At 68.7% G+C, this 13,943-nt stretch carries 10 protein-coding genes, 4 tRNA genes and 1 riboswitch; of the genes, 7 read left to right on the top strand and 7 right to left on the bottom strand.

From position 1 onward, the window contains the following. Positions 1-42: 42 nt before the first annotated feature. The 6 genes from DKM19_RS30750 to DKM19_RS52085 form a co-directional block, all read right to left on the bottom strand. Complete coding sequence (locus DKM19_RS30750) at positions 43-300, bottom strand: VOC family protein (protein WP_162641897.1); 258 nt, start codon at positions 298-300, stop codon at positions 43-45. Between the two features lie 159 nt (positions 301-459). Then, positions 460-534 (bottom strand) — tRNA-Val (locus DKM19_RS30745). Between the two features lie 13 nt (positions 535-547). Beyond that, positions 548-619, bottom strand: a tRNA-Gly gene (locus DKM19_RS30740). A 79-nt stretch (positions 620-698) separates the two neighbouring features. Next, positions 699-769 (bottom strand) — tRNA-Cys (locus DKM19_RS30735). Between the two features lie 25 nt (positions 770-794). Continuing rightward, positions 795-866: transfer RNA gene (locus DKM19_RS30730), tRNA-Gly, on the bottom strand. Between the two features lie 89 nt (positions 867-955). Beyond that, on the bottom strand, positions 956-3,220 hold the full coding sequence (locus DKM19_RS52085) for an N-acetylmuramoyl-L-alanine amidase (RefSeq protein ID WP_239513668.1): 2,265 nt from the start codon (positions 3,218-3,220) through the stop codon (positions 956-958). Positions 3,221-3,372: 152 nt separating this feature from the next. Between DKM19_RS52085 and DKM19_RS30715 the strand changes: the two genes are divergently transcribed. The 7 genes from DKM19_RS30715 (at position 3,373) to DKM19_RS30685 (ending at position 12,602) form a co-directional block, all read left to right on the top strand. Beyond that, positions 3,373-3,648, top strand: a complete 276-nt coding sequence (locus tag DKM19_RS30715; protein ID WP_110700416.1) for a hypothetical protein — start codon at positions 3,373-3,375, stop codon at positions 3,646-3,648. Between the two features lie 11 nt (positions 3,649-3,659). Further along, positions 3,660-5,480, top strand: a complete 1,821-nt coding sequence (glmS, locus tag DKM19_RS30710; RefSeq protein WP_110700414.1) for a glutamine--fructose-6-phosphate transaminase (isomerizing) — start codon at positions 3,660-3,662, stop codon at positions 5,478-5,480. 225 nt (positions 5,481-5,705) lie between these two features. Beyond that, positions 5,706-6,728 (top strand): tripartite tricarboxylate transporter substrate binding protein, encoded by a 1,023-nt coding sequence (locus DKM19_RS30705; RefSeq protein ID WP_162641895.1) that lies wholly within the window; start codon positions 5,706-5,708, stop codon positions 6,726-6,728. A gap of 5 nt (positions 6,729-6,733) precedes the next feature. Beyond that, positions 6,734-6,936: riboswitch (cobalamin riboswitch) on the top strand. Between the two features lie 366 nt (positions 6,937-7,302). Further along, the gene (locus DKM19_RS30700) at positions 7,303-9,525 is read left to right on the top strand and encodes a ribonucleoside-diphosphate reductase subunit alpha (protein WP_110700410.1); all 2,223 of its coding nucleotides are present in this window, start codon (positions 7,303-7,305) and stop codon (positions 9,523-9,525) included. A gap of 25 nt (positions 9,526-9,550) precedes the next feature. Further along, positions 9,551-10,546 (top strand): ribonucleotide-diphosphate reductase subunit beta, encoded by a 996-nt coding sequence (locus tag DKM19_RS30695; RefSeq protein WP_110700408.1) that lies wholly within the window; start codon positions 9,551-9,553, stop codon positions 10,544-10,546. A gap of 78 nt (positions 10,547-10,624) precedes the next feature. Then, on the top strand, positions 10,625-11,752 hold the full coding sequence (locus DKM19_RS30690; protein ID WP_110700405.1) for a mechanosensitive ion channel family protein: 1,128 nt from the start codon (positions 10,625-10,627) through the stop codon (positions 11,750-11,752). A 79-nt stretch (positions 11,753-11,831) separates the two neighbouring features. After that, positions 11,832-12,602: an enoyl-CoA hydratase/isomerase family protein gene (locus DKM19_RS30685; RefSeq protein ID WP_239513667.1), complete on the top strand. Its 771-nt coding sequence runs from the start codon at positions 11,832-11,834 to the stop codon at positions 12,600-12,602. A gap of 97 nt (positions 12,603-12,699) precedes the next feature. Here DKM19_RS30685 and glgC read toward each other — a convergent pair whose 3' ends face one another. After that, positions 12,700-13,926, bottom strand: a complete 1,227-nt coding sequence (gene glgC / locus DKM19_RS30680) for a glucose-1-phosphate adenylyltransferase (protein WP_110700403.1) — start codon at positions 13,924-13,926, stop codon at positions 12,700-12,702. Positions 13,927-13,943 lie beyond the last annotated feature (17 nt).

The raw sequence follows: 13,943 nt of genomic DNA, 5'->3' as shown, positions 1-13,943 counted from the left end.
CGTGCTCCTGGTCCGGTGTGCGGGGCCTCATGAGTCCGCAGGTCATGGCCCATGCACCTCCACGGCGCGGCCGTCCGGGTCGTGCAGAACCCGTTGACCGGAAACTCCCGTAAGGGTGAAGCCGAGCCGCAGACGCCCGGTTTCCCGTCCCTCGGCGGCAGGGTAGATCTCGAAGACCGTCCCATCGGCAAGCTCGGCCGCGTAGTGGTGTGGCCCGGTGCCGTGCTGCTCGGACCGCAGGTTCATTCCGAGGGAGGCATAGAAGTCGCGGCATTCCTCAACGCGAGTCGTGTAGATCACCAGCAGGTTCGTCCGCACGGGACAAGTGTGGAGCAGTGCCGCTCCCGGCCGCCACCACGTCGGGCAGCAATCTCGATCTTCGGGGGTCGGCCTGCTCCCGAAGCCATGGCCGATGACCCGGAAAACAAGAATCCCCAGGCTGGTGGCCTGGGGAAACGGTGGTGGACGATACAGGGATTGAACCTGTGACCCCTTCCGTGTCAGGGAAGTGCTCTCCCGCTGAGCTAATCGTCCTCGGGTAAACCAGAGCGGAAGACGGGATTCGAACCCGCGACCCTCACCTTGGCAAGGTGATGCTCTACCACTGAGCCACTTCCGCGTGTCTGCTCCGGGTTTCCCCTCGGCGGCCACTCGCACTACTTTACCGGATCCCGGAGGTCCCGATGTCCGTGCAGTTGAGGTGGAGACGGGATTTGAACCCGTGTAGACGGCTTTGCAGGCCGTTGCCTCGCCTCTCGGCCACTCCACCAGCCAGATCCCTGAAGATCTGCCGGAGCGGAAGACGGGATTCGAACCCGCGACCCTCACCTTGGCAAGGTGATGCTCTACCACTGAGCCACTTCCGCGTAACTCCCGGAGACGTGTCCGGGGCACATGGAAACTCTAGCGCCTTCGCCGGGCGGATGTGCGCAACCGAGCGGCTTGCTGGGGATCTTCATTTGTCGAGTACTTGGACGTCGGAGGCTCGGACGAACATGAACCGGTGTCCGAACTGGATCTGGTGGTAGCGGATGTCGCCCCGGATGACGCGGTGGCTCGACGGATCGAAGGTGGCGGTCCTCAGGTAGGCGCCGCGGGTCGTCAGGCCGAGACTGTAGAGCTGCCCGGCCGGTAGCGAGTACTGCAGCGGGGTCAGCGCCTGGGCGGGGACGCCACGGGGATAGGCCGACGCCTCGGGGTAGGCCCTGCCGTACAGCTTGACGGAGCGGAGGCCCGGTTTGGGCGTCACCAGCCGGCCGGACACGGGCACCGAGGTCGGGGCGGCCACCGGGTCGTTGAACCACGCCTTCTGCCCGAGGTACCAGATCGCCGTCCAGTCACCCTTGCGCCCGGCCAACGCGTAGCGCTGGCCGGTGGAGGCGCGGGCGGCATGGTCGTAGACGCTGTAGGACGAACCGCCCGTCGGATGCTTGCCGATGTCCTTGACCAGCGGGGCGTCCAGGGCGGGGCGGGTGTGCAGCCAGACCGAGGTCGCGCCCAGGCGGCGGCACCCCCCGGTACAGCCGGTGAAGCCGGGGCGGTTGAGGGCGTAGTCCGGCCTGATCAGCACCGAACGCGCGGCGGCGCCCTTCCGGTCGGCTTGGCCGTTCCGGGCTCCTTGGCCGCCTTGGGCTTCTTGGTCTTTTTGAGATTCTTGGGCTTCCTGGGTCTCTTGAGCCTTCTGGGTCCCTTGGGCTTCCTGGGTTTCCTGGTCGCCCTGGTCCTTCGGGTCTTTCTGCGGGGTGCCGAGCAGCTTGAAGCTGTCCGCGACCTTCAACGGGTTGCCGAGCAGGTCGAAGTAGTGGCTCCAGTTCCAGTACGGGCCCGGGTCCTCGTGCATGCCGCCCACGGTCTCCGGGGTGGTGCCCGGCACGTTGTCATGCCCGATGATGTGCGCGCGGTTCAGCGGCACATCATATTTTTTCGCGAGATAGCTGACCAGTCTGGCCGAGGCGAGATACATCGCCTCGGTGTACCAGGCGCCGCCCTTGGCGAGGTACCCCTCGTGCTCCAGGCCGATGGAGCGGGAGTTGACGTACCAGTTTCCCGCGTGCCACCCGATGTCGTTGGCCCGCAGGTGCTGGGCGATGTGGCCGTCGCTGGAGCGCAGGGTGAAGTGCCAGCTCAGGTAGCTGGGGTTCTTGGCGAGGCGGGTCATGACGTTGTAGCTGGTCTCACCGTCGTGGATGACGATGTAGTCGATCTTCCGAGGTTTGTCGTAGCGGTCGTGGTTGCCGTATCCGCCTCCCGGGAGCTGCTTGTAGGCGGCCGGGATCCACTCGCAGGAGACGGTCGGCGGGCAGTCGGGGGCGGGGGCGGCCGCGGGGGCCGGCGCGCCGCGGCGCTGGGCGGTCCGGCCGGCCGGCGGTCGCCGCGGGGACAGGGCCGGCATCGCGGGCAGGACCACCCGCTCGCCGTCGTCGGTCACGCGCGCCGCACCGGAACGGATCGTCGCGTAAACCTCGTCGGCGAAGGACCTCGCCGCCTCCGTGTCCGCCGCCTCCCTGTCCGACGGGCTCTCGCCCGGCCCGGCCGCGTCGGCGTCCGGGCCCGCGACGGCACCGGCACCGCCGTCACCGTCCGTGCCCAGGTTCGGGCCTGCGCCCGTACCTGCGTCCGGGCGCGCAGCCGTGCCTGCCGCGCCGGGGTACGAGCCGGAGTAGCGGGCCGCCGCGCCGTACCAGTCCGCCGGGTCGGTGCTCGGCTTCCCGCCGACACGCCGCTGGTAGTCGGCGAGCAGCGCGGCGCCGCCGCGGATGTTGGCGGCCGGGTCCTCCCGCAGCCGGCCGGGAGTGAGCCCGGTCAGCTCCGCCGCGCGGTGCAGGGTGTCCTCCGGCGGAACCGCGGTGGCGTCCGGAATCCTGAGGGGATGCGGCCGGGTCTCGTCGCCGCGCGGGTCCTCCCCGCCCTCGTAGTGGTGGTGGCGCGCGGGTTTGATGCCGGCGTCGACCAGGTGCATGGGGCCGTAGCCCGCGGAGACGCTGGGTAATCCGCCGTTGGTGTCCCATCGGGATTCCAGGTACGAGACCGCGAGGAGCACGCTTTCCGGCACGCCGTACGTCCGGGCCGCCTGGGCGAAGGCCGCCTGCCTGCCGCCCGGCGCCGCCTCTCCCGGAACGGCGAAGGCGGTCTTCCCGCCGCCCGGCGCGGTCGCCCCCGGGGCGGCCGGGATCAGCGCGGCGAGGGCGACAAGGACAGCTATCCCCGGCAGACGACTCATGGTGGTTCCTCCCGACCAAATGACTACCCAGAGTTAAATAACACTACCGAATGTCAGCATGGGAGGGTGCTGGAGCCAATAGGGAGGTTTCCTGCCCGAAATCGGGCAGGAAACTTGGTGGATACCCGCGTTGATGCGTAGGGTCCTGCTCTGTGTCCACGACATGGCATCCGCACGAGGATCTGATCGCCCACCTGGCCCGGACGAGCGCGCTCGGTCCCGGGGAGGCGGCGCGGGTCGTCGCGGACGTGCTGGCCTACTTCTCCGAACCTGTTGAGGAGTTCGTCCGGAGGCGTCACGCGGAGCTCAGGACAAAGGGACTGGTCAACGAAGAGATCTTCCCTCGGGTGGCAGCCGAGCTGACGACTCGCCGTGTCGCGGCACCCGAACTCTCCCTGCGCCAACTGCGCCGGATCGTCTACGGGTAAGGAGCGGCTAGATGTGCGGAATCGTGGCTTATGTAGGGGCGAAGGATGCGGCGCCGATCCTGCTGGAGGGCCTGCAGCGCCTTGAGTACCGCGGCTACGACTCGGCCGGCGTGGTGATCTCCAACAAGGGCCTGAAGATGCGCAAGGTCAAGGGCCGGGTGGCCGATCTGGCGGCCGTCGTGCCCGCGCGGTTCAAGGGCGGGCTGGGCATCGGCCACACCCGCTGGGCCACCCACGGCGCGCCCAGCGACGTCAACGCCCACCCGCACCTGTCCACCGACGAGCGCATCGCGGTCGTGCACAACGGCATCATCGAGAACGCCGACGAGCTGCGCGCCAAGCTTGAGGCCGACGGCGCGATCTTCCTCTCGGAGACCGACACCGAGGTGCTGTCGCACCTGATCGCCCGCACCGTCCAGGACGTCGACTCGCTGGAGGAGGCGGTCCGTACGGCGCTCAAGCGGGTCGTCGGCACCTACGGCATCGCGGTGCTCGACGCGCAGCGGCCCGGAGAGGTGGTCGTCGCCCGCAACGGCAGCCCGATCGTGCTGGGCATCGGCGAGAAGGAGATGTTCGCCGCCTCCGACGTGGCCGCGCTGGTCCGTTACACCCGTCAGGTGGTCCACCTGGAGGACGGCGAGATCGCCGTGCTCAGGGCCGACGGATTCCACACCTTCGCCAGCGACGCGCGGGAGACGGCCAAGCAGCCGCTGACCGTCGACTGGGAGGACGGCCACTACGACACCGGCGGCTACGAGCACTACCTGCTCAAGGAGATCTCCGAGCAGCCCGACACCGTCGCCAGAACGCTGCGCGGGCGTCTCGACGACCGCTTCCACATCGCCCACCTCGGCGGCCTCAACATGGACGCGCGGGAGACCCGTTCGTTCCGCCGCGTGAAGATCATCGGTTGTGGCTCCGCCTACTACTCGGGCCAGATCGGCGCGCAGCTCATCGAGGAGCTGGCGCGGATCCCGGCCGACGCGGAACCGGCCAGCGAGTTCCGCTATCGCAGCCCGGTCGTGGAGGCCGACACCCTCTACGTGGCGATCAGCCAGTCGGGGGAGACCTACGACACCCTCGCCGCCGTCCAGGAGCTCAAGCGCAAGGGCGGGCGGGTGCTCGGCATCGTCAACACCGTCGGCAGCGCGATCGCCCGCGAGTGCGACGGAGGCGTCTACCTGCACGCGGGCCCCGAGGTCTCGGTGGCGAGTACCAAGGCGTTCACCTCGACCGCCGTGGCCTTCGCGCTGCTCGCGCTGCATCTGGGGCGGGTCCGCGACCTGTCCCCGGCCGACGGCCGGCGCGTCTGCGAGGGCCTGCGCAGGCTGCCCGACCAGATCAAGGAAATCCTCACGCTGGAGTCGCAGATCAGGGAGCTGGCGCAGAAGTACGCCACCTCGCCGAGCATGATGTTCGTGGGCCGGGTCCGGGGTTATCCGGTGGCCCGCGAGGGCGCGCAGAAGCTCAAGGAGATCTCCTACGTGCACGCCGAGGCCTACCCGGCCAGCGAGCTCAAGCACGGGCCGCTGGCGCTGATCGGCCCGGACATGCCGACCGTGGCGATCGTCCCCGACGACGAACTGCTGGACAAGAACCTCACCACGCTGGGTGAGATCCGCGCCCGCGGCGGGCGGGTGCTCATGGTCGGGCACCGTACGGCCGACCCCAAGCTGGCCAACGACTGCATCGTGGTGCCCAAGAACGAGACCGAGCTGGACCCGATCCTGCTGTCGATCCCGCTCCAGCTCTTCGCCTACCACGCCGCCGTCGCGCTGGAGCGGGACGTGGACAAGCCTCGCAACCTGGCCAAGAGCGTCACGGTGGAGTGATCCGGGCGCCGGTCTCCCCGGGATCCTCCGGCCTCTGAGGTCTCCTCCTCGTCCGGCCCCGAGGGCGGTCTCGGGTCCCTTCTGCCCTCCCGGCTCACGGGGTTCCCCGGCGCGGCGAACGCGCGTCGGGGAACCCCGTCTCGGGCGATGACCCCCCAACATGTGACAGAAAGTGACATGAGGGTAACCTGGGGTATAGGGGGATCTTGGGGGGAAGGGGCCCTTATGCGTCGTAGGGGGTTTTTCGCGTTCACCGCGGGGATCATGGTCGTCGCAGGTTGCGGTGCGACGAGGACCTCCGGCGCGTCCACAGCCAACAGGCTGTCCATCATCGCGCCCATGGCTCACGGGCAGAGCTGGGATCTGGCCGTACGCACGCTGGCCACCGTTCTGGTCGAGGCGAAACTGGCGAGGACCGTCGGGGTGAGCAACCATCCGGGCGGTCTGGACGCCGCCACGATGAACACGTTCTCCGCCGCCCACGGCCCGTTCATGAGCGACGGCCAGCTGCTTCTCACGGGAATGCCGATGGTGGCCGGGGCGGAGATCACGAACGCCGCCGCCGTGGTGGACTCCACGACCCCCCTCGCCCGCCTGATCGGCGACTGGGCGGCCCTGGTCGTCCCCGCGAACTCCAACCTGCGCACCTTCGACGACTTCGTGGCGGTGCTCCGCCGCGATCCGGCCGGGCTGGTGGTGGGCGGTCAGTCCACGGGCGGTTCCGACCACGTGCTCTACGGAATGATCGGCAAGTGCCTCGGGGTGGATGCCCGGCTGCTGGAATACAGCGGCTACCCCGGGTGGTCCGAGGCGGTCGAGGCGCTCTACGACGGCCGGGTGGCCGCGATCCTGGGATCGGCCCGCTCCTTCAAGAAGGAGATCGCCGCGCGCCGCATGAGGCCCCTGGTGGTCTCCTCGGGCCAGCGGATCGACGGGATCGACGCGCCGACGCTCATGGAGCTGGAGGTCCGGCTCGAGTACAGCGACTGGTGCGGCCTGCTCGGCCCCCGCGACATGCGCCCCGAGGACCGGGACGCGGCGGTCGCCCTGTGCGACCGGCTGGACGCCACGCCGCGCTGGCAGGAGATGTGCGCGGCCAACGGCTGGAACCGGGTGTACCTGAGCGGCGAGGACTTCCGCCAGTGGCTCGTCACCGAGACCGGACGCACCCGCGGGGTGCTCTACGATCTAGGACTTCTAAAGTCTTCGAGCACAAGGTGTAGGGGTGGTTGCGTCAAGCGCCCCTAGATGTAGGATCCTTCCTCGTTGCTGGTTCGCTCCGAGAGGGGCGAGGTAAGAGGGAACCCGGTGAGAGTCCGGGGCTGCCCCGCAGCGGTGAACGGGAACGAAAGCCGTCATGAGAGCACTGGGCGCACCTTGCCTGGGAAGCGACGGCCGGTAGGCATCAGCACGGCGCCCGTGAGTCCGAAGACCTGCCGGTGATGCATGGAGAGGGAGCCGAACCGGGCACTGAGGGACGTGTGATGCGGCCTGGAGTGTGCAAGGTGAGGCGGGACTCGACCATGTCGTGAGCGAGGGAGCCGAGCCGGGCATTGAGGGACGTGTGATGCGGCCTGGAGTGTGCGCGGTGAGGCGCGACTCGACCATGTCATGAGCGAGGGAGCCGAACCGGGCACCGAGGGACGTGTGAAGCGGCCTGGAGTGTGCAAGGTGAGGCGCGACTCGACCATGAAAACTGTCCAGGGCCTCGAGGGAGGGCTCGCGGAATGAGGCGGTCCGGCATGCCCGGAACCGTTTCAGACGCGTGCGCCCTTCCGGCGAGAGCCAACAGGGGGAATTACGAGCACGCGAGGGGTAACACGTGACACAGACCTTGGTCGACGTCGCCAAGGAGATCGGGAACGACCCGGTCGACCGCCGGCTGGCGATCGATGAGGCCGCCGCCCGGGTGATCACTGATCCGGCGAACTCCAGGATCGCCGCCGGGATGCTGGCCGAGCTGATCGCCGACGAGGCCGCCGGGCACGGAGTCCGGACCTTCTCCGAGTCCATCGCCGCGACCCACGCGGCCGGGCTCATCCAGGACGGGCTGGCCCGTTTTGTGGCCGCCCACGCCGTCGCGCTGGACGCGCTGATCGCGCCGGACGCCGACGAGCGGTTCGAGTACTTCGGACTGCGCACGGTCTACGACCGCTACCTGCTGCGCCACCCGGAGACCCGCAAGGTCCTGGAGCGCCCCCAGCACTTCTTCCTCCGGGTCGCCTGCGGCCTGTCGGAGACCGTCGAGGAGGCCGCCGAGCTGTACGCGCTCATGGCGACCCTGTCCTACCTGCCGAGCTCGCCCACGCTGTTCAACTCCGGCTCGCGCAGGCCCCAGCTCTCCTCCTGCTTCCTGCTCGACTCTCCCCGAGACGACCTGGAGGCCATCTACGAGCGCTACGGGCAGGTCGCGCGTCTGTCCAAGTACGCCGGGGGGATCGGGATCGCCTGGACCCGGGTCCGCTCGCGCGGCTCGCTGATCCGGGGCACCAACGGCCACTCCAACGGCATCGTGCCGTGGCTGCGCACGCTGGACTCCAGCGTCGCCGCGGTCAACCAGGGCGGTCGCCGCAAGGGCGCGGCCTGCGTCTACCTGGAGTCCTGGCACGCCGACGTCGAGGAGTTCCTCGAACTGCGGGACAGCACCGGCGAGGAGTCCCGCCGTACGCACAACCTGAACCTGGCGAACTGGATCCCCGACGAGTTCATGCGCCGGGTCGAGGCCGACGGCGTCTGGTCGCTGTTCGACCCCAAGGAGGTCCCGCACCTCACCGACCTGTACGGCGCCGCGTTCGAGGAGGCCTACCGGGCCGCCGAGGCCGAGGGCCGGTTCGTCAAGCAGATCCCGGCCCGCTCCCTGTACGGCCGGATGATGCGCACCCTGGCCCAGACGGGCAACGGCTGGATGACCTTCAAGGACGCGGCCAACCGGACCTCCAACCAGACGGCCCGACCCGAGAACGTCATCCACCTCTCCAATCTCTGCACCGAGATCCTCGAGGTCACCAACGACGCCGAGACCGCCGTCTGCAACCTCGGCTCGATCAACCTCGCCGCCCATCTCCTCGACGAGGGGGTCGACTGGGTACGGCTGCGCGCGACCGTCCGCACCGCCGTACGGTTCCTGGACCGGACCATCGACCTGGGCTTCTACCCGACCCCCGAGGCGAGGACCGCCAACGAGAAGTGGCGCCCGATCGGGCTGGGCGTGATGGGCCTGGCCGACGTGCTGTTCGCGCTGCGGCTGCCGTTCGACTCGCCGCAGGCGCTGGAGCTGTCCACCCGGATCTCCGAGGAGATCGCGCTCGCCGCCTACGGCACGTCCGCGGACCTGGCCGTCGAGCGGGGCCGTCATCCCTCCTACGACGAGACCAGGGCCGCCGGCGGCGTGCTCCACCCCGACCACTACGACGCCGCGCGCTCGGCGGAGTGGACGGCGATCAGGGATCGGATCGCGAAGACCGGCCTGCGCAACTCGCTGATGATCGCGATCGCGCCCACCGCCACCATCGCCTCCATCGCGGGCTGCTACGAGTGCATCGAGCCCCAGGTCTCCAACATCTTCAAGCGCGAGACCCTGTCGGGAGAGTTCCTCCAGGTCAACCGCTACCTGGTCCGCGACCTGCAGGCCCGCGGCCTGTGGACCCCGCAGATCCGCGACGCGATCAAGCGCGCCGACGGTTCCGTCCAGGACATCCCCGAGATCCCCGACGACCTCAAGGTGCTCTACCGGACCGCCTGGGAGCTGCCGCAGAAGGCGCTGATCGACCTGGCCGCCGCGCGCACGCCGTACATCGACCAGTCGCAGTCGCTGAACCTCTTCATGGCCACGCCGACCATCGGCAAGCTGTCCTCGATGTACGCCTACGCGTGGAAGGCCGGCCTCAAGACCACCTACTACCTGCGCTCGCGTCCGGCCACCCGGATCGCGCAGGCCACCGTGGCGACGCAGACGGCGACACAGACGGTGACGCAGACGGTGCTCGACCCCGAGGCCGTCGCCTGCTCCCTGGAGAACCCCGAATACTGCGACGCCTGCCAGTAGGCAATTCTTGAAAGGCTCTTCCCTGATGTTGCTCGACCCTGGAATGGACCTCACGCTGCGGCCCATGCGCTACCCGGAGTTCTACGAGCGCTACCGGGCCGCGATCCGCAACACCTGGACCGTGGAGGAGGTGGATCTCAACTCCGACCTGGCCGACCTGGCCAGGATGACGCCCGAGGAACGCCACCTGATCAACCGCCTCGTCGCGTTCTTCGCGACCGGCGACTCGATCGTGGCCAACAACCTCGTGCTGAACCTCTACCAGCACGTCAACGCCCCCGAGGCACGCCTCTATCTCAGCAGGCAGTTGTTCGAGGAGGCCGTGCACGTCCAGTTCTACCTGACCCTCCTGGACACCTATCTGCCCGACCACGAGGAGCGGGTCCAGGCCTTCTCCGCGGTCGAGCACATCCCCTCGATCCGGGACAAGGCCGAGTTCTGCTTCCGGTGGATCGACTCGCTCGGCGGGCTGACCCGGCTGGAGACGCAGGAGGACCGGCGGGCGTTCCTGCTGAACCTGATCTGCTTCGCCGCGTGCATCGAGGGCCTGTTCTTCTACGGCGCCTTCGCCTACGTCTACTGGTTCCGGTCCAGGGGCCTGCTCAGCGGCCTGGCCACCGGGACCAACTGGGTCTTCCGCGACGAGTCCATGCACATGGAGTTCGCCTTCAGCGTGGTGGAGACCGTACGGGCCGAGGAGCCGGAGCTGTTCGACGACAAGCTCGGCGAGCAGGTCACCCAGATGATCGAGGAGGCGGTGGCGGCCGAGCTCGCCTTCGCGGCCGACCTCTGCGGCGACGGCCTGTTCGGGATGAGCGTGGACCAGATGCGGCAGTATCTGGAATACGTCGCCGACCAGCGGCTCGTCCGGCTCCAGATGCCCATCCGGTACGGCACGGCCAACCCGTTCGCGTTCATGGAACTGCAGGACGTGCAGGAGCTGGCCAACTTCTTCGAGCGGCGGGTCTCGGCCTATCAGGTGGCGGTCGAGGGGAGCGTTTCCTTCGACGAGTCCTTCTGATTTGCTGGTGAGACTGATTACCTGGTGAGGCCGGGGGCAGCCTGGCAGGGGTAATGACGATGAAGGGGGACGCCGTCAGTGTCTAGCTGGATCATCTTGCTCACCTCCGTGCTGGCCGCGGTGGTGGTCGTGGAGCTGGTACGGCGAGCGCTGCGGTGGAGGCTGATCGGCGAGAAGTGGGTTCTCGCCGCCCCGCTCGTGCGCCGCTGCACCTGGCCGGGCTTCACGACGGCGGCCGTGGTGACCGCCTACGCGGTCTACGAACCGAGCATGGCCGACGAATCGATCAGCCCGCTGATCCAGCGGCTGCTCAGCCTGGCCATGATCGGGGCCGTCGCCTGGCTGGTGATCCAGGCCGCCTTCGCGGTCACCGACGTGGTGCTGGACCGGCTGGTCGCCGTCGAGGGCGAGGGCAACCGGCGGGCCCGCCGGATCCGCACCCAGATCACCCTGGTCCGCCGGGTGGCCTCGGCAGTGATCATCGTGGTGGCGCTGGGCGCGATGCTCTTCACCTTCCCCCAGGTGCGCGCGCTCGGCGCCGGGCTGCTGGCCTCCGCCGGCATCGCCGGAGTGGTCGTCGGTATCGCCGCCCAGTCCACCCTCGGCAACCTGCTCGCCGGGTTGCAGCTGGCCTTCAGCGACGCGCTCCGCCTGGACGACGTGGTCGTGATCCAGGAGCAGTGGGGCCGGATCGAGGAGCTCAGCCTCACCTACGTGGTGGTGCGGCTCTGGGACGAGCGCCGCCTGGTGCTGCCGGTCTCCTACTTCACGTCCAACTCGTTCGAGAACTGGACCCGGCACGGCAGCCGGGTGATCGGCGCGGTGTTCCTCCGGCTCGAATGGTCGGTGCCGGTGGACGAACTGCGCACCGAGCTCTACCGGGCCCTGCGCGAGCACCCGCTGTGGGACCAGAAGGACTGGACCCTCCAGGTCACCGACACCCTCCCCAACGGGCTGCTGGAACTGCGCGCCCTGATGAGCGCCGCCGACTCTCCCAGCGCCTGGGACCTCAAGTGCGACATGCGCGAGCACATGGTGAAGTTCATCCGGGACAAATACCCCGAGGCGCTGCCCCGGTTCAGGATCGACAGCCCGGAAGATACGGCGGACACGCTGTCCGGGCTGTTCGCGGGAGGGGGAGGGGTCCGCGAGACGCGGCAGCCGGGTCGCGCCGGCGACGAGAGCGGCGGCAAGGAGCCGGCCTGAAGTGATTCCGGACGTTCGGCCTCCCATGCTTCGGGGGCCGCTCGCATGATCTTAGGAAGGTCCCGGAAGAATCTGTCTCGTGCAGATTCCCGCAGGTTTCGAGCTGTCCGTCGACGACCACGTCGCCACGTTGCGGATCAACCGTCCCGAGAAACGCAACGCGATGAGCGTGGCCATGTGGCGTGCCCTGCCAGGACTGCTCGCACCGCTGGGGATCGATCCCGGCGTGCGCGTTCTCGTGCTCACGGGAGCGGAGGGCACCTTCTGCTCGGGGGCCGACATCTCGGAGATCGCCGGGCTCTCCGAGGGTGATGACGACACGGGACTGATCGTCACCGCCGAACGGGCGCTGACCGCGTTCCCCAAGCCGGTGATCGCGATGATCGAGGGCTTCTGCGTGGGCGGCGGCTGCCAGCTCGCCCTCGCCTGCGACCTGCGCTTCGCCGCCGAGGATGCTCGTTTCGGCATCACCCCGGCCAAGCTCGGCGTCGTCTACCCGCTGAGCTCCACCCGCCGCCTCGTCGACCTCGTCGGCCCGTCCACCGCCAAGTTCCTCCTCTTCTCCGCCGAGCTCGTCGACGCCGGCCGGGCCCTCCGCACCGGCCTGGTGGACGAGGTCCTGGCGCCCGAGGCGCTGCCTCAGCGCGTGTACGGCTTCGCCCGCACGCTGGCGACGCGCTCCCAGCTCACCCTGGCCGCCACCAAGGAGATCGTGGACGGCCGGGCCGACGGCGCGCGCTTCCGCCGATGGCAGGAGGAGTCACGCGAGGAGGTCGCCGAGGGTGTCGCCGCCTTCATGGAACGACGGACCCCGCGCTTCCCCTGGAACGGGATCATTCCCGAGAGGTGACGACCTCGCGGGGGAGTCCGGTGTCCGGGTCCGGGATCTCGGCGCCGGTGAGGCGGCCGGCCCGGCGGGGATGGGGCCCGGCCGGGCCCCATCGGGTCTACCGTTCGACGATCTCGTTCTTGCCGATGACCACGATGCCGTTCTGGGTCACCGCGAAGCGGCTGCGGTCGTACTCGAGGTCGAAGCCGATCCGGGCGCCGTCCGGGATGATCACGTTCTTGTCGATGATGGCCTTGCGGACGATGGCGCCGCGGCCCACCTTCACGTTGCCCATCAGCACCGAGTCCTCGACCTGGGAGTGGGAGTGCAGCACAACGCCGGGGGAGAGGATGGAGCGCTCCGCCAGCCCACCGGAGACGATCACGCCCGCGGAGACCAGTGAGTCGATCGCCCTGCCGACCCGGTCGCCGTCGTTGTGCACGAACTTCGCCGGCGGGAGCGGGTCGTGGCCGGTGTAGATCGGCCACTGGCTGTTGTAGAGGTTGAAGACCGGGTGCGCCGAGATGAGGTCCATGTGGGCCTCGTAGTAGGCGTCGAGGGTCCCGACGTCCCGCCAGTAGCCCCGGTCCCGCTCGGTGGAGCCGGGCACGACGTTGTCGGCGAAGTCGTACACCTCCGCACTGCCCGACTTCACCATCATCGGGATGATGTTGCCGCCGAGGTCGTGCTTGCTGGTGGGGTCGAGCGCGTCCTCCCTGAGCGCGTCGAGCATCGCCTGGGTCCTGAAGACGTAGTTGCCCATCGACGCGTAGACCTGGTCGGGCGCGTCAGGCAGGCCGACCGCGTCCTTGGGCTTCTCGCGGAAGGCCACGATCTTGCGCCCGGCAGGATCGGTCTCGATCACGCCGAACTGGTCGGCCAGCGATATCGGCTGCCGGATCGCGGCCACCGTCACCTCGGCGCCGGAATCGATGTGCTGGCGCACCATCTGCCGGGGGTCCATCCGGTAGATGTGGTCGGCGCCGAACACGATGACGTGATCCGGCATCTCGTCGTAGATCAGGTTCAGGTTCTGGAACAGCGCGTCGGCCGACCCGGAGAACCAGTGCGGCCCGAGCCGCTGCTGGGCGGGGACCGGCGTGACGTAGTTGCCCAGCATCGACGACAGTCGCCAGGTGCGGGAGATGTGCCGGTCGAGACTGTGGTTCTTGTACTGCGTCAGCACGACGATCTGCAGGTAATGACCGTTGGCCAGGTTCGACAGCACGAAGTCGACCAGCCGGTAGATTCCCCCGAACGGCACTGCGGGCTTGGCTCGATCAGCCGTCAGAGGCATCAGTCTTTTGCCTTCACCGCCGGCGAGCACGATCGCGAGGACTCTCATGTCTGGACCTTAACCTG

The sequence above is a fragment of the Streptosporangium sp. 'caverna' genome, assembly GCF_003203775.1.
Taxonomy (GTDB): Bacteria; Actinomycetota; Actinomycetes; order Streptosporangiales; family Streptosporangiaceae; genus Streptosporangium; species Streptosporangium subroseum.
This window is presented reverse-complemented; position numbering and strand designations above follow the sequence as displayed.

Excerpts from the sequence above, each read along its gene's own strand:
- DKM19_RS52085 (WP_239513668.1), bottom strand. The coding sequence starts at position 3,220 with ATGAGTCGTCTGCCGGGGATAGCTGTCCTTGTCGCCCTCGCCGCGCTG.
- glmS (WP_110700414.1), top strand. The coding sequence starts at position 3,660 with ATGTGCGGAATCGTGGCTTATGTAGGGGCGAAGGATGCGGCGCCGATC.
- DKM19_RS30705 (WP_162641895.1), top strand. The coding sequence starts at position 5,706 with ATGCGTCGTAGGGGGTTTTTCGCGTTCACCGCGGGGATCATGGTCGTC.
- DKM19_RS30695 (WP_110700408.1), top strand. The coding sequence starts at position 9,551 with ATGTTGCTCGACCCTGGAATGGACCTCACGCTGCGGCCCATGCGCTAC.
- glgC (WP_110700403.1), bottom strand. The coding sequence starts at position 13,926 with ATGAGAGTCCTCGCGATCGTGCTCGCCGGCGGTGAAGGCAAAAGACTG.